Genomic DNA, 17,016 nt, shown 5'->3' with positions numbered 1-17,016 from the left:
GTGGATTGTTAAGATGTGGCCCAATGAGGTCAGACCTCTGCCTTTTAACCCAAGGAGCCAGGATGAAACAGCCATTGAAACTGACGACTCGCCAGGGCGAACGGATTGCCGTCGTGGCGGGTCTGCGTACCCCTTTTGCCAAGCAGGCCACCGCCTTTCACGGCGTGCCCGCGGTGGATCTCGGCAAGCTGGTGGTGAGTGAACTGCTCGCCCGTACCGATCTCGATCCCGCACTCATCGACCAGCTGGTGTTCGGTCAGGTGGTACAGATGCCGGAAGCGCCCAACATAGCCCGCGAGATCGTACTCGGCACCGGCATGAGCGTCACCACGGACGCCTATAGCGTGTCGCGCGCCTGCGCCACCAGTTTCCAGGCGGTGGCCAACGTCACCGAATCCATCATGGCCGGCACGGTCGACATCGCCATCGCCGGCGGGGCAGATTCCTCCTCCGTGCTGCCCATCGGCGTCAGCAAGACGCTGGCCCGCGCCCTGGTGGATCTCAACAAGGCTCGCAACCTGCAGCAGCGCTTCAATATTCTGCGGGCATTGAGGATCAAGGATCTGATGCCGGTGCCGCCCGCCGTGGCCGAGTATTCCACTGGTCTCTCCATGGGGCAGACCGCCGAGCAGATGGCCAAGAGCCACCAGATCAGCCGCGAGGCGCAAGATGCGCTGGCCCACCGCTCCCACAGCCTGGCGGCGCAAGCCTGGGCCGATGGCAAGCTGAGCAGCGAGGTGTTCACCGCCCATGTGCCCCCCTACAAGTCACCGCTGGAGCGGGACAACAACATCCGCGAAAGCTCCGATCTGGCGAGCTACGCCAAGCTCAAACCCGTGTTTGACCGGGTGCATGGCACTGTTACCGCCGCCAACGCCACCCCGCTCACCGACGGCGCCGCTGCCGTGCTGCTGATGCGCGAAGGGCGGGCCAAAGAGCTGGGGCTCGAGCCGCTGGGTTATATCCGCAGCTTCGCCTTCTCTGCCATAGATGTCTGGCAGGACATGCTGATGGGTCCCTCCTATGCCACGCCGCTGGCGCTGGACCGCGCTGGCATCACCCTCGCCGATCTCACCCTGATCGACATGCACGAGGCCTTTGCCGCCCAGACTCTGGCCAACCTCAAGATGTTTTCAAGCCTGGAGTTTGCCCGGAGCAAATTGGGCCGCGATCAAGCCATCGGCGAGGTGGACATGGACAAGTTCAACGTGCTCGGTGGCTCCCTGGCCTATGGCCATCCCTTTGCCGCAACCGGTGCGCGCATGATCACCCAGACGCTGCACGAGCTGCGTCGTCGGGGTGGGGGATTGGGGCTCAATACCGCCTGTGCGGCGGGTGGGCTCGGTGTGGCCATGGTGTTGGAGGTAGAGTGATGAGCGAGAAGACTTTTTCCCTGGCGGTGCGCCAGGATGGCATCGGTATCCTCACCATGGATGTACCGGGCGAGAGCATGAATACCCTGAAGGCTGCCTTCGTGGACGAGATCCGCACCGTGCTGGCCGAGGTGAAGGCCAACAAGGAGCTGATCGGTCTGGTGGTGGCCTCCGGCAAGAAGGACTCCTTCATCGCAGGTGCCGACATCAGCATGCTGGCGGCCTGCACCAGTGCCCAGGATGCCCAGACGTTGTCGCGGGAAGGGCAGGTGATTTTTGCCGAGATCGAGTCGCTGGCCATCCCGGTGATCGCTGCCATTCACGGCCCCTGCCTCGGCGGCGGGCTGGAGCTGGCGCTGGCCTGTCATGGCCGGGTGGTGACAGATCACGGTAAAACCGTGCTGGGGCTGCCGGAAGTACAGCTGGGCTTGCTGCCGGGCTCCGGCGGTACCCAGCGGCTGCCGCGTCTCATCGGGGTGGCCAAGGCGCTGGATCTGATGCTGACCGGCAAGCAGGTGCGGGCCAAACAGGCCAAAAAACTAGGGCTGGTGGACGATGTAGTGCCGCCCTCCATTCTGCTGGAAGCAGCTATCAAGCTGGCCAAGAAGGGCAAACCCCGCCACGAGTTGAAGCGGGATCTGCAGGGCAAGCTACTGGAGACCAATGCGCTGGGCCGCAAGGTGTTGTTCGACCAGGCCCGCAAGGGGGTCAAGGCCAAGACCCGCGGCAACTACCCGGCGCCGGAGCGGATCCTCGAGGTGGTGCGCATCGGGGTGGAAGAGGGGATGCAGGCCGGCCTCACCGCCGAATCCCGCCACTTTGGCGAGCTGGTGATGACGGCGGAATCCGCCGCCCTGCGCTCCATTTTCTTCGCCACCACCGAGATGAAGAAAGAGGTCACCTATCAGGGAGCCGAACCGCGCAAGGTCACCCACGCTGCCGTGCTGGGCGGTGGCCTGATGGGGGGCGGCATCGCCTTCGTGACCGCCACCAAGGCGGGGGTACCGGTACGGATCAAGGACGTGGCGAGTGCCGGCATCGGCAATGCCATGCGCTACAGCTACGAGATCCTGGCCAAGAAGCTCAAGCGTCGCCACATTCTGCGCAGCGAGCTGGAGAAACAGATGAGCCTGCTGTCAGGCACGCTGGACTACTCGGGTTTTCACCGGGTCGACATGGTGGTGGAGGCGGTGTTTGAAGATCTCGCTCTCAAGCATCAGATGGTGAAGGAGGTGGAGCGCGAGTGCGGTGAGCACACAGTGTTTGCCTCCAACACCTCCTCCCTGCCCATCCACCAGATAGCGGCCGAGGCGGCGCACCCGGAGCGGATCGTGGGCCTGCACTACTTCAGCCCGGTGGACAAGATGCCGCTGGCGGAGATCATTCCCCACGCCGGCACCAGTGCCGAGACGGTGGCCACCACGCTGGCGTTTGCCCGTGCCCAGGGCAAGACCCCGATCGTAGTGAAAGACGAGGCCGGTTTCTACGTCAACCGCATCCTGGCGCCCTACATGAACGAGGCGGCGCGGCTGGTGCTGGAAGGGGAGCCGGTGGAGGTGCTGGACGGCGCCCTGCTCGATTTCGGCTTCCCGGTCGGCCCCATCACCCTGCTTGACGAGGTGGGGATAGACGTGGGCGCCAAGATCTCGCCCATCCTGGAGAAAGAGCTGGGGGGTGAGCGCTTCCAGGCGCCGGCGGCGTTCGACAAGCTGCTGCAAAACGATCGCAAGGGGCGCAAGAACGGCAAGGGCTTCTACCTCTATGGCAAGGCGGCCAAAGGCAAGAAGAAGGTGGATGAGAGCGTCTACGCCGTGCTGGGCGTCAAGCCTGTGCCCAAGCAATCCCGGATGGAGATTGCCGAACGCTGCGTGCTGATGATGCTCAACGAAGCGGCCATGGCGCTGGACAGCGGCGTGGTGGCCTCGGCCCGTGATGGTGACATAGGCGCCATCTTCGGCATCGGCTTCCCGCCCTTCCTCGGCGGCCCCTTCCGTTACATGGACAGCCTCGGCATAGAGCACCTGGTGGGGCGTCTCGAGCACTACCAGAAACGCTATGGCGACCGCTTTGCCCCCTGTGAGCGCCTCAAGGCGATGGCGGCGGAGCAGCTGAGCTTCTACTAAGCAGCGTACCTTGCCGGTGACGGCTGGGCTGATGTCAAGGAGGCGATCTCAGGGTCGCCTCCTGCGTTTTGCGCGATCCGTGTTGTAGGCGGCAGGCACAGTCGGCTGACAACTGGCTGAATTGCGTCCATATTTGTCCTGGCCAAGGGCTAAATTGTTGATCCAGCGCAAAGTCGCCCCCTATTTATTACTTTGGTGGCATAGGACTCAGGCGCTGGTTGGGGTCAAATAGCATCATCAGGAGCGGGGAGATAACCCCGTCACGAAAGGGACACCCATTTCACTGGATGAAGGACACATAATGAGTCTGCTTGAACAAACCATCTGGACTGTATTGGGATACGGGGCCATGCCCTTTATCTTCCTGAGCGGGTTTGTGGCGGTGGCAGTGACCTGCTGCTTGCTGCTCAATGCCTTCGGGGTCAAGTCCGCCGAGAAGTGATCCGCTTCTTTCGTTCATACCGCCAAATGCCAGTCTTCGGACTGGCATTTGTTTTTTGAGCCTTTTTCGGCACTTATCCGCGCCGCTCAGGGCAAATGTTTGGCCAAGGTGGTCGAACCGATCGCCGATTTTGATTACACTGGCGCGCAGTTTTTCCACCCCGGATTGACCACTCAAGGTATTCAAGGTTTCTATGGCTCTCAAGGCAACCGTATTCAAGGCTCAACTCAGCCTGTCCGACATGGACCGCCACCAATATCAGGACGTCTCACTGACCCTGGCTCGTCACCCTTCCGAGACCGATGAGCGCATGATGATCCGGCTGGCGGCCTTCGCCTGGCACGCCGCCGAGCGGCTGGAGTTCACCAAGGGGCTCTCCGCCGACGACGAGCCCGAGCTGTGGCGCAAGAACTATTCCGATGAAATCGAGCTCTGGATCGAGCTGGGCCAGCCCGACGAGCGTCGTCTGAAGAAGGCGTGCAACCGCTCCCGTCATGTGGTGCTCTACCTCTACGGCGGCCGTGGTACCAACGTCTGGTGGAAGCAGAATCAGGGCAAGCTCAGCCAGCACGACAACCTCACCGTGATCGAGCTCTCCGACAGCCAGACCCTGCCGCTGACCGCCATGGTGGCGCGCACCATGCACCTCACCTGCACCATCTCCGACGGTCAGCTCTGGGTCAGCAACGGCACGCTGGAAGTGACGCTGGATCCCGTCTTGCTGATGGGGCCACCCGCCCGCGAACTGTAAAGAGGCTCGCCCATGTTCAGCGCACTGCTCAATATCGTCATCCCGGTGTTTGCCGTGGTGGGCCTGGGTGCCCTCTATGGCCGGCTGCGACCGGGCGGGGCGCTGGGCTATGTCAACCGGGCCAATATCGAGCTGTTTACCCCGGCGCTGGTGTTCTCGGCGCTGGTCAAGTACCCGCTGGCGCTGATGGCCCATTTGCCGCTCATCGCGGCGGGGGCCCTGGTGATCCTGTTGCCGGGCCTGCTGCTCTCCCTGCTCAGGCTGAAAAGCATCAGCAGACCGGCACTGATCCTGCCCGCCATGTTTCGCAACACGGGCAATCTCGGCATTCCGCTGATGGTGCTGGCCTTTGGCGAGCAGCAGCTGGGCGCCATCATCATACTGTTCGTGCTCTCCAACCTGCTCCACTTCTCGGTGGGCATGTTCATCCTCTCGGCCAATACCTCCCGCTGGCTCTGGCTGCGCAGCCCCGTGCTGTGGGCCGCATTGGCCGGTTTTGTAACCCACCACCAAGAATGAAAAACCGGGAGCTGGTGGAAACAAGTGGGAGATGGCGGGACAAACTCAGGAATGGCGTGGCTTGTAGCGTGATGCGGTTAAACCAAGCCGTTTAAGCGCAAAATGAAAAATTGGTACGCTCGGCCGATTGGAATCTGCTGAAAATGAAAAACAGGCTGGCGCCTGTTTTTTCTTTTGTGTGACCGTTAGTAGTGGTTTAAATCCGGGTTTAAGAGCTGCACAAGCGAGACACTCTCACTTGTGAGCGTGTCTCGTTAAAAAAAATCGTGCCCGGCCCAGACTACCTTGCCGATCACGGCCAAGTTCTCCAGCTGGTTGGCTGGAACGACCTGCAGGGGGTAATCATCGCGGTTGTCGCTGATGATGGTGATCCCGCCATCGAAGTTTTTCTGCAGGCGCTTGGCATAGAGCTCTTCGCCAAGGCGCAACACGAAGATGGATCCATCTTCGATCTGATTCTTGCTGATATCGACCAGGATAGAGTCGCCAGAGTGGATGGTGGGCTCCATGCTGTCGCCTTTGGCAAAGACCACCACCAGGTTATCCGGGTTTAACTTGCGAAACGTGAGCCACTTGCGGCGAAAGGCCAGCTTGCGTTTAACCTCGTGATCATCATTAAACGCACCATGGCCGGTACTGACGGTGACATGGTAGCCATCGATCAGCGCGTACTCCTCATCAAACTCATCACGTCGCACCATCAGCTCGGTATCTACGTCTGGATGCTTGGGGCCTTGGCCGGTGGCCAGCCACTCGAGATTCACATTGAACACCCGCGCGATGCGCAGCGCTTTGTCGATGGTGGGCAGTGAATTGAACGGAGGGAAGTATTTACGCATCCCCGACTCGCTCATCCCCGCCTGTTGCGCGAATGCCTTGTAACTCAGATTTCCCCGCAGCTCATCCAGACGAGCGCTCAGAGTATCCATTCCCATCGTCAGAAAAGATACCTCACCGTCTTTTTGTACTGCTTGTGGTTTTTCTTCATAACGTTCTGACATACAAGGAATTCTCGGCTAGTGGCTAATGCTGGTGAGTCGATAGACAAAAAATTCCGCACAAAAAGACTTGTCAATCTTTTTGGGGTGATCAATCATTCATATGTGACGCGTTGCGACATAAAATCATTCTTTTATGAATGATAAAGATACGCGCCGCGACACTTGATGATACCGAAACGGGGTGAGTATGTCAGGGAAAACACCAGAGTGGATCAGGGCTGAGCTCATAAAACGCGGATATTCCCAAGCTGCTTGGGCCCGCGCCAAAGGGCTGCACCCCAGAGCCGTACAGCGCTGCATCAAACACTATGCCCCAGCCATGGGGGTCAGCCCCAAACGGCGAGAAAGCCGCACCATCATGACGCTGCTTTCCGAGTCGCTGGAGATCGATCTGCTGGGAGGTGACCAATGAGCACCTGGTACACCGCCCAGGCGCTGGCCGGGTTGGTCGGCATGCCTGCTTACCCCGATGGTGTGCGCAAAAAGGCCGAGCGAGAAGAGTGGCAAAGCCGCAGGCGCGAGAAAGGCAAAGGGGCCGAATACCACATCGGCTCGCTGCCGATAGAAACCCGCCGCTACTTGGCAGAGAGAGCTGTGGCTGAGCAAGGTCAAGCCGTGACCGATCACGCTGCTGGCGGCAAGGCCATGGCCAAGTTGCTGGCGCGTGAGGTACCGGTCAAACCGGATGCGGGTCGCAAGTTGCTGACGCTGGGGGAGGGGGCGCGCAAGAAGGTCGATGCCAGGCTGCTGATCCTGCAGGCCGCCGATATCTTTCTGGCGCCCTATCAAGCTTGTCAGCAAGGAGAAGTGGGGCGCCGGGCGTTTATCGAGGCTTACCGTGCCCGCAGCCTGTCACTCCCTGCGAGCGTCTATGACCGGCAAAAACCGTTCAGCCTGATCACCTTGCGCCGTTGGCAGGGGGCGTTGGCTGATGAAGGCCCCGCAGCCTTGGCCGGCAACTATCAGCGGGAGCGGCCATCGACCGTGGAGCAGAGCCCGGATCTGGCCCAGTTTCTGACTGCCCTGGTCACTGCCAAACCCCATCTGGCCAACAAGTGGGGCGCCCTGCACGAGCTCGCCAGCCAATACAGCGAGATGAACCAGTTGGGATGGCAGATCCCCAGCCAATCCTCCTTGCGCCGCTGGATGGTCAAATGGCTGAGTGACAACAAGGTGGCTTTTACCTATGCCACCAACCCCGATGCCTACAACAACAAATACCGCAGCGCGATCGAGGAGATGTATCCCTGGATGGCTCAGCCCAACGACGTGTGGGAGTTCGACAGCACGCCGGTCGATGCCATGTTGGTGGATGGTCGTCACAGCATCATCGCGGTGATCGACGTATTTACCCGCCGGGTGCGCCTGCTGGTGGCCAAGACCTCATCGAGCGAGGGGATCTGCCTGCTGCTGCGCAAGACCCTACTGGCCTGGGGCACCCTCAACGACAACGGCGTGATGCGCACCGATAACGGCTCTGACTACGTGAGCCAGCGGGTCATGTCCATCTGCACTCTGCTGGGGATGAATGTCAGCCGCTCCAACGCCTATTCCGGGTGGGAGAAACCGCACATAGAGCGCTTCTTTCGCACCATGAGCCACGGCCTTATCGAGTTGCTGCCCTCCTATATCGGGCACTGCGTGGCCGACCGGCAGGTGATCGAGGCGCGCAAGAGCTTTGCCCAGCGTCTGGAAGAAAAACGCAAACCGGATGCTGAAAAGGAGATCTTCGAGCTGGCCATGACGGCCTTCGAGCTGCAGAGCCTGCTCGATAACTGGCTCGATGCCCGCTACCACAACCGTAAACACGGCTCCCTGGGAATGACTCCCAACGAGAAATATGGCCATGCCCGCTATCAGCGGCGGGCCATCAGCGACGAGTCGGCGCTGGATCTGCTGCTCAACCATGTCGGTGAGGCCACCGTCTCCAAGGGCTTCATTAAGGCCGGTGGGCTCAAATACACGGCCCCTGAACTGCTGGAGCACAACTGGAAGAGCCAGCGGGTCAGCGTGTTCCTCGACCCCAGCGATGTGGGCCGCGCCATCTTGTATCGCACCGGCGACTGGAACGAGCGGATCGAGGCCGTGAACATCGAACTGTTGGGCAATGGTGTCAGCCCGGATGCCTTTCGTGCCGCCAAGCGAGCCGACGCCAAGGCGCTGGCCGGCTTTCGCCGCGAGATGCGCAATGTGGCCAAGACCTTTGGCATTGATCAGCTCCATCAGGATGTGGTGCGCCACTTCGTCTCCCAAGCGCGGGATATCGCCCAGTTTCAACGCAGCGATCTCACCCTCGATAACCCAGCCTTGGCTGCGTTATCCGGCATTGCCGCATCCGCTGAACCGGCTCAGTTCAGCGCTGCAGAACTTGCCGCCATTGAGGCCAGGCGAGAAGAGAAAGCCGCCCGCCAGCAAGCAACGGCAGGGCAAGAGTCCAGAGCACTCAAGACCGAGTACGAACAGGCCATCTACCTGGCAGAGAAGGAGTTGGATGCCCCGCTGACGGAGCGGGAGAAGGAGTGGCTGACCCGATACCTCTACAGCCACAAGCTGATGGCGAAACGGATTCACCGCCATCTCGATGAAGTCAGGGCCACACGCAGTGCCCAGGCAAAAGGTTAGCGTGCGGCCCTGTTAAACCAGAAACAAAGGACAAAACCACTATGAAACACAAGATTGTTGAAGTCAAAAACATGATCAAGACCGAGCAGTTGCTCGACAACTTGCTCAACCGCTCCAGCATAGTGCCGGGGATTGGTCTCATCCACGGCCCCTCCGGGTTTGGCAAGACCACCGCCGTTGAGTGGCTGTTCAACCAGGACGAAGTGAACGGTATCTATGTGCGCTGTTACAAGGCCGACACAGTCACCAGTTTGCTGGAGCAGATAGCCAAAGAGATAGGCATTCCCCAGCGCCATAACTTGCGCGCACAGGTCGATAGCATCATTGAATCAGTGCGCGCCGAAGAACTGGCCATCTTCGTGGATGAGGCGGATTACGTGGTCGGCAATGCCCGCATCATGGAGACCCTGCGCGATATCTACGATGCCACCGAACAGCCGCTGATCCTGGTGGGCATGGAAGAAATTGCCCGCCGCATCAGCCAGCGCAAGCAGCTGTTTAACCGCATTTCCCAGTGGATTGAATTCAAACCCGCCGATCTGGAGGACGTGTCCCTGATAGCCAGTGAAATGCTGGAGGTAGACGTGGAGATCGACGATGCCCTGCTGGACCTCATCCGCAAGCGCTCCAACGGTGTCGTGCGCACCATCGTCTCGGCGCTGGACAAGATCGAGAAGATGGCCATGGCCTCTGACGCCCGGATTATCCGGTTGGAGGATGTGGACGCCAGCGAACTGCTGCATGACGTGCGCCGCAACCGTTAGCGGTGCCAGCGTACCTCGATAAGAACAAAGCACGGGAGGGATACCAGTGGTGGATAAAAACAGTGAGCCCATGACAGCACGCGCTTGGCAATGGATGTGCGAGCAAGAGGTCTTTGTCATCAAGGATGTGGTTGCCGTTACCGGCATGTCAGAGCCCCACATTTACAGGGTTGTGAAAGATTGGCTGTCTTCGGGTTACTTGATTAAAAACCCGGCGGGTATAGCGACCAAGCCCGCGTGGTTCAAGGTGGCCTGCCTGAATAAGGCTCCTCCAATAGGAAAGAGCAGTGGCAGGAAGCGACCCAAATGCCGCAGCAAGCGCAAGACCAATCAACAAAAGATGTGGAACACCATGAAGATAAGCGGGCGATTTACATTGGCAGATTTGATGCTGACGGCCGGCGTTGGTCAGCGCCAAGCTTGGCATTTTACCGATCGCTTGGTGAGGGCTGGTTATGTGAAAGTCCTTTTCAAAGTGGACAATCTTTCACCGGTGACAGAACGCAGGGGATTAACAGGACGGTTCCAGCTGGTCAGGGATACTGGTCGTCATGCCCCTGTCTGCCGCAGTAATGGCTGTTGGGATCAGAACCAGCAACGGCTCTATCCGTTCCTGGTTGAGGAGGATGAACATGGACACGTGGCTTGAGGTGTTACAGGCCGAAGTCGCAGCCAGTTCGCTGGCCGTGGTGGCCGACAAGCTTGGTTTATCCAGAACCACTATCAGCCAGGTCTGCAACCAGAAGTATCCCGGCGATATGGCAAGGGTGCAAACCCTGGTGGAAGGGGCCCTGATGGGTAGCAAGGTGATGTGCCCCATTCTGGGTGAAATACCGGTGCATCAGTGTCTTGCCCATCAGCGCCGTGGTCCCCGTGATGTGGGCAGCAGCCCGATGGACATCAAGCTCTGGAAGGCGTGCCGCAGCGGCTGCCCGCATAGCCAGCTCAGTGAGGAACAGCAACTGCGACGGCCAATGCGCATCTCGGTTGGGCCAAGCAACAAAGGCATGGACAAGAGCGCCCGCTATGACGCCGAGGCCACCCTCTCCCGGCTGCGCCGACAGGCCAAAAGCGATGGAGAGAATGCCAGTTCGTCCCTGCGCATCCTGACCGAACTGTTGGCGGAAGAGCTCAAGATCATGGGCATCAAGTACAACCGGCTGCTCGATCGGGCCGAGAAGAACAACCAGTAAACCAGCGGGCTCGGGGTGTGCGGTGGGCCCAGTGATTGAGATCACAAGGAGAACGGGATGAAGAAGAATCTGCAAAATACCGCCGAGCAACTGCGTCATTGGCTGACGGCGAAAGGCTGTGAAGTGCGTACCAGCCAGATCTGCCATACCCCGCTGCTGGCGGTGACGGGGCCACTGCCCAGCGAGATGAAAGCGCGTGCCGTGTTGAGCCGCGAGTGTCTGGCGGGCGTGGTGCGGGAGGTTGCCTTGGTGCGCTTTGGTGGCTGCGTGCTGCATTGGCGCCAGTAAGGAGACGGAAATGGTCAAGATCCAGATCGACATAGAGGACGAAGACCTGGCCAAGGTGGTGCTGCGCCAGTTACCCAAGTTCCTCGACTTTTGCGGCGCGACTCACCAGGAAGAACAGGCGAGCGCATCAGCCCCGGATCAGGCGGCCTATGTGGGCCATCAGATGCCTGGCAGCAACAAGATCCACTAAGGAGAAGCCCATGCAAGAAGCACAGACCGCCAGCACAACCCCGATGCGTCAGAACGCCCAGGGGCACTGGGTACCGGAAAACCTGATCGCCCCGGCGGACAAGCTGCGTGACGAGGTGGTGATGGCCATCATCGCGGCCGCCCGTGAAGAGCGCTCCCGCTTGGCGGCGTTCAAGATAAACGCCATGCAGCAGATTGCCGACTTTGTAGACCTCTCGGCCGAGCAGTACGGCGTGGCCTGGGGCGGGACCAAGGGCAACGTCACCCTGCTCAGTTTCGACGGCCGTTACAAGCTCATTCGGGCAGTGGGTGAGCACCGCAAATTTGATGAACGGATCCAGGCTGCCAAGACGCTGATCGACCAGTGCATCGCACGCTGGAGCGATGGCGCCGACGCCAAGCTGCGGGCGCTGGTTGACCATGCGTTCCGGGTCTCCAAGGCGGGCCATATCGACGTCAATCAGGTGCTCTCCCTGCGTCAGCTCAACATCGAAGACGCCGACTGGGAGCAGGCCATGCAGGCGATCGCCGACGCCATCCAGGTGACCGGCACCAGTCAATATTTGCGGCTCTACGAGCGAGACGGCCAGGGCCGTTACATCCAGATGAGCCTGGATCTGGCCAAGTTGTAGGGAGGGAATGCGATGGAAAACGTAAAAGCTCTGTTGAACACCAGTGTGGCCGATGCCAAGAGCTCTCTGGAATGTCAGCTACGCAGCAATCCGCATCTTGCCCTGAGCGATGCGCAGCTCGCTTTGGACTTCATGGATTCGCAAGATGCCACCGGAGCGGTGCACAAGTCCCGCCGAGCTATGTTGCTCACTATTGTCAACAAGGCGAGAAAACAACTATCCCACTAAGCGAAACGGGGGCTTGCCCCCCGTCTATCCAGCGTGGTGGCTGGGTACTGATGAGCAACCGAACGATCTGGGCCCAGGTCTTCACCGCCTCGATAAAGGAGCACGGCGATGACCAAAACAGAGATGGATATTCGGCTTACCAAAATTTTCAGCGCGGCAGCCATTGCACAGGCTGCCCCTGATAAACGAGCTGTGTGCAAACAGCTCAAGCAGTTTGATAAAGAGGCCCGTGCACAAGGGCTCTTTGCCCTGGCAGGGGAAGCTTGCCAGATGCGCTGGCAACTGGTGGCAGAGCTGCAGCGGGATAGGACTGTCGCGGGGGAGGTCAGTCATGGCCATCTATAGCCCCCTGCTGGCACCTCATATTCTGGCTCGTCGTCTGCAAAGTGGGCGAGCCTGCATCACCGAGCTGGGGTTGGAGCAGCGCTGCCCCCGTTGTGGCGAGTTCTGGCCATGGGATACCGAATTTTTCGGTTTGGCGAGTGATGCCACTCGGCTCTCCAGCTGGTGCCGGGGGTGTCTCAATGAACACTATCAACAGCTGAGAGTGACCGCACTGTGCCATGACTGCAAGGCAGAACGGGGAGGGGGTACGTGATGGACAAGCGCAGTAGATTGATCCGGTTGGTACAGGTAGGGCGCCGTGCGTTGGCACTCGATGACGAGTGTTACCGCGATCTGCTGGCCAGCCACACCGGCAAGCGTAGCGCCGCCCTGTTGAGCGAGGGAGAACTGGAACAGGTGCTGGCCGCCTTCAAGGCGGCGGGCTTTACGCCCAAGCCTGCTCGCCATAAGGCCAACAAACGGCTGAGCCCCGCTGCAGGAGGTCATCTCAGAGTCAATGAAATTGCCAAGATCAGGGCCATCTGGTGCGAGATGGCCCGACTTGGCATCGTCAGGGATGGTTCGGAAACCGCATTAAACCACTGGGTGCAACGGATGACGGCCCGTTTAAACGGTGGGGTAGGAGTGGCCGAGGTGGGATGGCTGGATACGCCTCTGGCCGTCAAAGTGCTGGAGGCGCTGAAAAAGTGGTGGAAACGACCATCTAGAAAAGACAGGCTATTTTAACTTGGCGGACGTTATCTGGGCCTAGATATTTCATACTCTATAAGAGCTCTGTCGACTGTTGCGGTTGGAACTCCAAGCATTTCTCCAATCGCTCCAGAACTTAGACCTTGTTTTTGTAGAGTAACGCATTCATTTGTGAAATCACTCTGCGTAGATTCATTATTCGGGTCAACTAGATGCGAAAAAAGACGTTTAAAATTACGCTTTTCTATTTGAATATGACTCTTTTCAAGCGTGCTCAAACGGGAATTTAGGGACCGAGTATGATCTAATATCTCGGCTAGAATATCCTTATCAGGGCGTGCTTTGGGCTTCTCGGTAGTTGGTGTTGCTGCAATAATTATTTGAAATTTATCTTCAAACTGTGCCCAATATGTCTCCAGCACCTTGGTCAGAATAGCGGGATCTAGGCGGTTATCGCCAAGACGATTATTGAGAGTATGAACGAGGGCATAAATACCTTCTTGGTCTGGCTTGCTATGGTTGAATTGAGCCAAGGGATCTCGAATATCGTGGGGCTCCAGGTCGATCAGCAGGGTGCAGACCCGAGAGTTGGACAGCCCCTTGGCTAGTGCCCCAGCCTCAAAGAGTATCCAGGGTTTCTCTTTGTTTTCCTGAGTCAGACAGATAATGCCGGTTGTCACATCCTGCAACTGGTCTTGGATCTCGCTAAACCAGAGAGAACCCCGGTCAATATCCTTGGTGGAGATCCAGGGGCGGATCGCCTGCAATACGCAGCGTAGCCACTCATCCAGTAGCGTTGCCACTTGTTTGCTACGCTCTCCTGACCAACTCAGAAATACCTTCATCGCTTACCCCATTAACCCGCTGATTGAGATATGGGATTTTATCTGATGGGCTAAACAGGGGCCAGCAGAATCCTAGTCACTCCACCGCGCCAGCAAGCGAGCTATAAAGCCGAGTAAACCAGGCTGGTGATAATAGTTCTCCAGATTTCCCGCCAGCAATTTCAATCCGGCCACCAGAATACCTAGCCAGAGCAAGATATCTCCAAGACGTTCAGCCCAGTGCAGACGACGCCCGATGAGCTGATCAAGGAAAGGAGTAAGATTGAACGTCCCATTGGGGGTTGCTTGGGATTGTGATGCGATCAGGCTCTGCATGAACCAAGGCACTAACAAGGAGAAGATAATAAACCCTGTAATTCCAAGCAGTAGTGCTCTTTTCCAACTGATACGTAGCATGGTGCTGGCGGTATCGCCAACGAGAGAATTGTGTCGGCGCCGATAGAAACGTCGAGCCATATGCCCCTCCTTGGGTTTGGCAATCAGAGGACTCAGTATGCGCTAAAAAATGTGCGTGCAAAATGGCCTGTGTTCTAATCGGCGCACCGATTTTTTGTGTTTTGTTGGGGGAGTCATGGAACAGAATCAGGATCTCTTTGCCGATGATCACGCCTCGCTGGGGCAACTGGTGGATCGCCTCGACCAGATCCCGGCCTCTGAACTGACAGCAAAATGGCCCAAAGCCCTGAGCGAGCTGGTGGATGTGCTGGCCTGCGAACTGGCACGGGGCGGCATGGCCCCCGATCTTGCTCGGGCTCAGGCCCGCAAGCTGGCATTGGTGCAGGCTCATTATATGGGGGGCCGCGCCTACTATATCCCGACCGGGGAGCACCTCAAGGCAGCGTTACGAGATCGGGCCATCTGGGATGAGTTCAATGGCCGCAATATCGACCAATTGGCTCGTAAGCATGGTCTCTCTGTACCCCAGACCTATGCAGTAGTGGCTGAGCAGCGAGAGCTGACACGGCGCCGCAATCAGTTCGAACTGTTCTAGCGGTCAAACAATACCAGTAACAGAAAATGAAAACCCCGTAGTTACGGGGTCTCTCTCTCGGCCATTGTCGAGGGATGAAACTACAAGGCTGCTATTTGAGTGGCTGCTTTCCTGCTTCAAGCAGCTTGGCATTGAGTGCCTCACGTTTAGCTGCATTTTTAGTCGGTTGTATGTAGCAAAAGTCAAACAGCATATCGAGTACCTCTAGGTTCCATTCAGCCTCATGTGGTTCAACAGGGATAATTTCACCAGTATTCACACTTTTTTGTGTGTGTGCCGCAAAGTTTCCTATTACACGAATGGCATCTAGGCTTTCCGAGATGTAGCTGGGTAGATTTTTTCCTAATGCCTCTTCAATAGCTTTGTTTAAGTTATTGTTTTTTGATAGTCCAGAATCATTTAGTAAATGTTGCAAACATCGGCGGCTGAGAGCTGCTGAGGCTTGTGCACTGAGCTCAAGAACCAAATTAGCTTCATTGTAATCGGTAGCAATGGCAACAGGCACTTCCATTGGAGCTGATGGCCGAGTTCCACGAGTTCGGGGGAATGCAATGAAATTTTCTTTCGGCATAAGTCCCGTACTCGTTAACAGAGAACCTTTCAAATTAATAATTGGTTGATTACATGCTGGGCATTCCTGACGTTCTGCAACCCAGTAATACGGCCGTCCTATCGCATCCTTACCACAATGACCTATGTTTACCTCTATGAAACCTTCATGGAAGGCAATACGGCAATGGGGGCAAATCATCAGCACACACTCCAAAAATGTAATTTCATCAATATTATCATTAAGTGATTTGATGACATAGATTCTTCATGTAACCCACCATAAACCCCTGCCCATAAGGCCTCTCGGTACGCTGCGATAACGCAGTTAATCGAGGGGCCTTTTATGTTGCCTGATACCTACCCAATAGCGCTTGCCTGGTTGCTTCGTCCCGATGTGGAAGGGGGCGAGGTCAATCACCCGGCCGACCGGGGCGGACACACAAAATACGGTATCGCCGATGCCGCCGATGGCAAGAAAGACGGCATGGCCGACCTCGATCGAGACGGCCAACCGGATATCGCCATTCGTGATCTGACGCCTGCTCACACCGAATTGTTTTACCGAGCCAACTACTGGTTACCCGCCCGCTGTGATCGGGTCGATGGCGTCTGCCCGCTGATTGCCATTGCGCTGTTCGATGGTGCCGTGCATCACGGCCCTGGCCGTGCAGTGCGTCAGCTGCAGCAGGCACTGGGCATCCTGGCCGATGGGGTACTGGGCCCGCAAACCTTGCGGGTTCTGGCCGCCAAGACGGGTCGGGATGGTGGCCGCGCCCTGTTGCTTGGCTTACTGGAGATCCGCGCCAGCTACATGCTGGGCATAGTGCGCAAAGATCCGAGTCAATGGGCCAACGCCTGGGGCTGGGTTAACCGTCTGCTGCGCCTGCAAAGCTATCTGCTCTCGATCCGGTTTGGGGAGGTGGCATGAGCAAACCCAGCTTGGTTAACAAGCACCGCCAGGCGCTGCAAGGGATCCAGGCCGCTGGCTGCTTTGGCATTCCTGAACTCAAAAACCCCCGTTATCTTGCCTGCTTCAAGGATGGGCGCCGCGCCCACCTCAAGGCGTACCTGGCCAACCCGAACACCACCAGTGCAGACCTGGAGACGATCCCGCTTTACAGCCACCACGCCACCCGCCAATCCCTGTTCGCTCAGGGTTGGCGTTCGGTCACTGAGCTGGATCGCCTGCGGGCCCGTGCCCGTCTTTCCCCCTGTCAGTCGCAACCCCCACATAAGGAGCCTCAACATGGCTGATTCTCTGTTACCCCAAGCAAAGTCGGCGTTCAAGAGCCGCACCGTGATCGGCGGCCTGATTGCTGTCGGTGCCGGTATTGCCGGCCTGTTCGGTGTGCCGGTCGATGTCGGCACCCAAGCCAGTCTGGCCACCACCATAGTGGATCTGGCCAGTGCAGTCGGTGGTCTGGTTGCTATCTGGGGCCGCCTCAAAGCGACCCATGTGGTTAAGTAA

Annotated in this window: 23 protein-coding genes, 1 other RNA gene and 1 pseudogene; 21 read left to right on the top strand and 4 right to left on the bottom strand. The window is 58.1% G+C overall.

The window, feature by feature from the left end; all coding sequences use genetic code 11:
- Positions 1–62: 62 nt before the first annotated feature.
- The 5 genes and pseudogenes from fadI to ACW5XD_RS03650 all read left to right on the top strand — a co-directional run.
- Positions 63–1,373 (top strand): acetyl-CoA C-acyltransferase FadI, encoded by a 1,311-nt coding sequence (gene fadI, locus ACW5XD_RS03670; RefSeq protein WP_456493680.1) that lies wholly within the window; start codon positions 63–65, stop codon positions 1,371–1,373.
- Entirely contained in the window at positions 1,373–3,496 is a 2,124-nt protein-coding gene (gene fadJ / locus ACW5XD_RS03665) for a fatty acid oxidation complex subunit alpha FadJ (protein WP_456493679.1), read from the top strand. Before fadI ends, fadJ begins: the two co-directional genes overlap by 1 nt.
- A gap of 301 nt (positions 3,497–3,797) precedes the next feature.
- A complete protein-coding gene (locus tag ACW5XD_RS03660; protein ID WP_005301193.1) occupies positions 3,798–3,938 on the top strand; it encodes a TIGR02808 family protein in 141 nt (46 codons plus the stop codon).
- A 193-nt stretch (positions 3,939–4,131) separates the two neighbouring features.
- Positions 4,132–4,689, top strand: a complete 558-nt coding sequence (locus tag ACW5XD_RS03655; protein WP_043137693.1) for a YaeQ family protein — start codon at positions 4,132–4,134, stop codon at positions 4,687–4,689.
- A 12-nt stretch (positions 4,690–4,701) separates the two neighbouring features.
- Positions 4,702–5,190, top strand: a pseudogene (locus tag ACW5XD_RS03650) (AEC family transporter); the annotation flags it as partial.
- Positions 5,191–5,462: 272 nt separating this feature from the next.
- Here ACW5XD_RS03650 and ACW5XD_RS03645 read toward each other — a convergent pair.
- On the bottom strand, positions 5,463–6,209 hold the full coding sequence (locus ACW5XD_RS03645; protein ID WP_456493678.1) for a LexA family transcriptional regulator: 747 nt from the start codon (positions 6,207–6,209) through the stop codon (positions 5,463–5,465).
- Between the two features lie 408 nt (positions 6,210–6,617).
- Here ACW5XD_RS03645 and ACW5XD_RS03640 point away from each other — a divergent pair, with 408 nt between their 5' ends.
- From ACW5XD_RS03640 to ACW5XD_RS03585, 12 genes are all read left to right on the top strand, one after another.
- A complete protein-coding gene (locus tag ACW5XD_RS03640) occupies positions 6,618–8,831 on the top strand; it encodes a DNA-binding protein (RefSeq protein WP_456493677.1) in 2,214 nt (737 codons plus the stop codon).
- Between the two features lie 41 nt (positions 8,832–8,872).
- Positions 8,873–9,595: an AAA family ATPase gene (locus ACW5XD_RS03635; protein WP_065402762.1), complete on the top strand. Its 723-nt coding sequence runs from the start codon at positions 8,873–8,875 to the stop codon at positions 9,593–9,595.
- A 49-nt stretch (positions 9,596–9,644) separates the two neighbouring features.
- Complete coding sequence (locus ACW5XD_RS03630; protein ID WP_456493676.1) at positions 9,645–10,244, top strand: hypothetical protein; 600 nt, start codon at positions 9,645–9,647, stop codon at positions 10,242–10,244.
- Entirely contained in the window at positions 10,228–10,788 is a 561-nt protein-coding gene (locus ACW5XD_RS03625) for a transcriptional regulator (protein WP_456493675.1), read from the top strand. The genes ACW5XD_RS03630 and ACW5XD_RS03625 overlap by 17 nt, the downstream gene beginning before the upstream one ends.
- A gap of 57 nt (positions 10,789–10,845) precedes the next feature.
- Positions 10,846–11,076 carry a hypothetical protein gene (locus ACW5XD_RS03620; RefSeq protein WP_125729406.1) on the top strand — a complete coding sequence of 77 codons (231 nt, stop codon included), beginning with the start codon at positions 10,846–10,848 and terminating at the stop codon, positions 11,074–11,076.
- Between the two features lie 10 nt (positions 11,077–11,086).
- Entirely contained in the window at positions 11,087–11,266 is a 180-nt protein-coding gene (locus ACW5XD_RS03615) for a hypothetical protein (protein WP_005906330.1), read from the top strand.
- Positions 11,267–11,276: 10 nt separating this feature from the next.
- Positions 11,277–11,897 carry a DUF3164 family protein gene (locus ACW5XD_RS03610; RefSeq protein WP_005906328.1) on the top strand — a complete coding sequence of 207 codons (621 nt, stop codon included), beginning with the start codon at positions 11,277–11,279 and terminating at the stop codon, positions 11,895–11,897.
- Positions 11,898–11,909: 12 nt separating this feature from the next.
- Entirely contained in the window at positions 11,910–12,125 is a 216-nt protein-coding gene (locus ACW5XD_RS03605; protein WP_265451652.1) for a hypothetical protein, read from the top strand.
- An RNA gene (locus ACW5XD_RS03600) (hammerhead ribozyme type II) lies at positions 12,124–12,189 on the top strand. The genes ACW5XD_RS03605 and ACW5XD_RS03600 overlap by 2 nt, the downstream gene beginning before the upstream one ends.
- A gap of 44 nt (positions 12,190–12,233) precedes the next feature.
- Positions 12,234–12,470 carry a hypothetical protein gene (locus ACW5XD_RS03595; protein ID WP_456493674.1) on the top strand — a complete coding sequence of 79 codons (237 nt, stop codon included), beginning with the start codon at positions 12,234–12,236 and terminating at the stop codon, positions 12,468–12,470.
- Positions 12,457–12,723 carry a hypothetical protein gene (locus ACW5XD_RS03590; RefSeq protein WP_456493673.1) on the top strand — a complete coding sequence of 89 codons (267 nt, stop codon included), beginning with the start codon at positions 12,457–12,459 and terminating at the stop codon, positions 12,721–12,723. The genes ACW5XD_RS03595 and ACW5XD_RS03590 overlap by 14 nt, the downstream gene beginning before the upstream one ends.
- A complete protein-coding gene (locus ACW5XD_RS03585) occupies positions 12,723–13,196 on the top strand; it encodes a gp16 family protein (protein ID WP_456493672.1) in 474 nt (157 codons plus the stop codon). The genes ACW5XD_RS03590 and ACW5XD_RS03585 overlap by 1 nt, the downstream gene beginning before the upstream one ends.
- 11 nt (positions 13,197–13,207) lie before the next feature.
- Here ACW5XD_RS03585 and ACW5XD_RS03580 read toward each other — a convergent pair whose 3' ends face one another.
- Together ACW5XD_RS03580 and ACW5XD_RS03575 are read right to left on the bottom strand one after the other, a co-directional pair.
- The gene (locus ACW5XD_RS03580) at positions 13,208–14,005 is read right to left on the bottom strand and encodes a toll/interleukin-1 receptor domain-containing protein (protein WP_456493671.1); all 798 of its coding nucleotides are present in this window, start codon (positions 14,003–14,005) and stop codon (positions 13,208–13,210) included.
- Positions 14,006–14,077: 72 nt separating this feature from the next.
- Positions 14,078–14,461, bottom strand: coding sequence for a hypothetical protein (locus ACW5XD_RS03575; RefSeq protein WP_456493670.1), 384 nt, complete (start codon positions 14,459–14,461; stop codon positions 14,078–14,080).
- Between the two features lie 115 nt (positions 14,462–14,576).
- Here ACW5XD_RS03575 and ACW5XD_RS03570 point away from each other — a divergent pair, with 115 nt between their 5' ends.
- Positions 14,577–14,996 (top strand): Mor transcription activator family protein, encoded by a 420-nt coding sequence (locus tag ACW5XD_RS03570; RefSeq protein ID WP_456493669.1) that lies wholly within the window; start codon positions 14,577–14,579, stop codon positions 14,994–14,996.
- A gap of 91 nt (positions 14,997–15,087) precedes the next feature.
- Here ACW5XD_RS03570 and ACW5XD_RS03565 read toward each other — a convergent pair whose 3' ends face one another.
- A complete protein-coding gene (locus ACW5XD_RS03565; RefSeq protein ID WP_456493668.1) occupies positions 15,088–15,567 on the bottom strand; it encodes a DUF4145 domain-containing protein in 480 nt (159 codons plus the stop codon).
- 324 nt (positions 15,568–15,891) lie between these two features.
- On the opposite strand from ACW5XD_RS03565, the gene ACW5XD_RS03560 reads away from it, so the two are divergent.
- The 3 genes from ACW5XD_RS03560 to ACW5XD_RS03550 are packed head-to-tail and all read left to right on the top strand — an operon-like array spanning position 15,892 to position 17,016.
- The gene (locus ACW5XD_RS03560; RefSeq protein WP_456493667.1) at positions 15,892–16,476 is read left to right on the top strand and encodes a glycoside hydrolase family 108 protein; all 585 of its coding nucleotides are present in this window, start codon (positions 15,892–15,894) and stop codon (positions 16,474–16,476) included.
- Positions 16,473–16,802 (top strand): hypothetical protein, encoded by a 330-nt coding sequence (locus ACW5XD_RS03555; RefSeq protein WP_456493666.1) that lies wholly within the window; start codon positions 16,473–16,475, stop codon positions 16,800–16,802. Before ACW5XD_RS03560 ends, ACW5XD_RS03555 begins: the two co-directional genes overlap by 4 nt.
- A complete protein-coding gene (locus tag ACW5XD_RS03550) occupies positions 16,795–17,016 on the top strand; it encodes a hypothetical protein (protein ID WP_065402776.1) in 222 nt (73 codons plus the stop codon). Before ACW5XD_RS03555 ends, ACW5XD_RS03550 begins: the two co-directional genes overlap by 8 nt.

It is taken from the genome of Aeromonas enterica (assembly GCF_054052465.1).
Note: the sequence above shows the minus strand (reverse complement) of the source record. Positions and strands in the feature narration are given on the sequence as shown.

Coding starts and splice junctions, on each gene's coding strand:
- ACW5XD_RS03620 (WP_125729406.1), top strand. CDS start 10,846: ATGAAGAAGAATCTGCAAAATACCGCCGAGCAACTGCGTCATTGGCTG.
- ACW5XD_RS03555 (WP_456493666.1), top strand. CDS start 16,473: ATGAGCAAACCCAGCTTGGTTAACAAGCACCGCCAGGCGCTGCAAGGG.
- ACW5XD_RS03655 (WP_043137693.1), top strand. CDS start 4,132: ATGGCTCTCAAGGCAACCGTATTCAAGGCTCAACTCAGCCTGTCCGAC.
- ACW5XD_RS03635 (WP_065402762.1), top strand. CDS start 8,873: ATGAAACACAAGATTGTTGAAGTCAAAAACATGATCAAGACCGAGCAG.
- ACW5XD_RS03560 (WP_456493667.1), top strand. CDS start 15,892: ATGTTGCCTGATACCTACCCAATAGCGCTTGCCTGGTTGCTTCGTCCC.
- ACW5XD_RS03640 (WP_456493677.1), top strand. CDS start 6,618: ATGAGCACCTGGTACACCGCCCAGGCGCTGGCCGGGTTGGTCGGCATG.
- ACW5XD_RS03550 (WP_065402776.1), top strand. CDS start 16,795: ATGGCTGATTCTCTGTTACCCCAAGCAAAGTCGGCGTTCAAGAGCCGC.
- ACW5XD_RS03590 (WP_456493673.1), top strand. CDS start 12,457: ATGGCCATCTATAGCCCCCTGCTGGCACCTCATATTCTGGCTCGTCGT.
- ACW5XD_RS03625 (WP_456493675.1), top strand. CDS start 10,228: ATGGACACGTGGCTTGAGGTGTTACAGGCCGAAGTCGCAGCCAGTTCG.
- ACW5XD_RS03570 (WP_456493669.1), top strand. CDS start 14,577: ATGGAACAGAATCAGGATCTCTTTGCCGATGATCACGCCTCGCTGGGG.
- ACW5XD_RS03565 (WP_456493668.1), bottom strand. CDS start 15,567: ATGCCGAAAGAAAATTTCATTGCATTCCCCCGAACTCGTGGAACTCGG.
- ACW5XD_RS03595 (WP_456493674.1), top strand. CDS start 12,234: ATGACCAAAACAGAGATGGATATTCGGCTTACCAAAATTTTCAGCGCG.
- ACW5XD_RS03660 (WP_005301193.1), top strand. CDS start 3,798: ATGAGTCTGCTTGAACAAACCATCTGGACTGTATTGGGATACGGGGCC.
- ACW5XD_RS03580 (WP_456493671.1), bottom strand. CDS start 14,005: ATGAAGGTATTTCTGAGTTGGTCAGGAGAGCGTAGCAAACAAGTGGCA.
- ACW5XD_RS03610 (WP_005906328.1), top strand. CDS start 11,277: ATGCAAGAAGCACAGACCGCCAGCACAACCCCGATGCGTCAGAACGCC.
- ACW5XD_RS03575 (WP_456493670.1), bottom strand. CDS start 14,461: ATGGCTCGACGTTTCTATCGGCGCCGACACAATTCTCTCGTTGGCGAT.
- fadI (WP_456493680.1), top strand. CDS start 63: ATGAAACAGCCATTGAAACTGACGACTCGCCAGGGCGAACGGATTGCC.
- fadJ (WP_456493679.1), top strand. CDS start 1,373: ATGAGCGAGAAGACTTTTTCCCTGGCGGTGCGCCAGGATGGCATCGGT.
- ACW5XD_RS03585 (WP_456493672.1), top strand. CDS start 12,723: ATGGACAAGCGCAGTAGATTGATCCGGTTGGTACAGGTAGGGCGCCGT.
- ACW5XD_RS03605 (WP_265451652.1), top strand. CDS start 11,910: ATGGAAAACGTAAAAGCTCTGTTGAACACCAGTGTGGCCGATGCCAAG.
- ACW5XD_RS03615 (WP_005906330.1), top strand. CDS start 11,087: ATGGTCAAGATCCAGATCGACATAGAGGACGAAGACCTGGCCAAGGTG.
- ACW5XD_RS03645 (WP_456493678.1), bottom strand. CDS start 6,209: ATGTCAGAACGTTATGAAGAAAAACCACAAGCAGTACAAAAAGACGGT.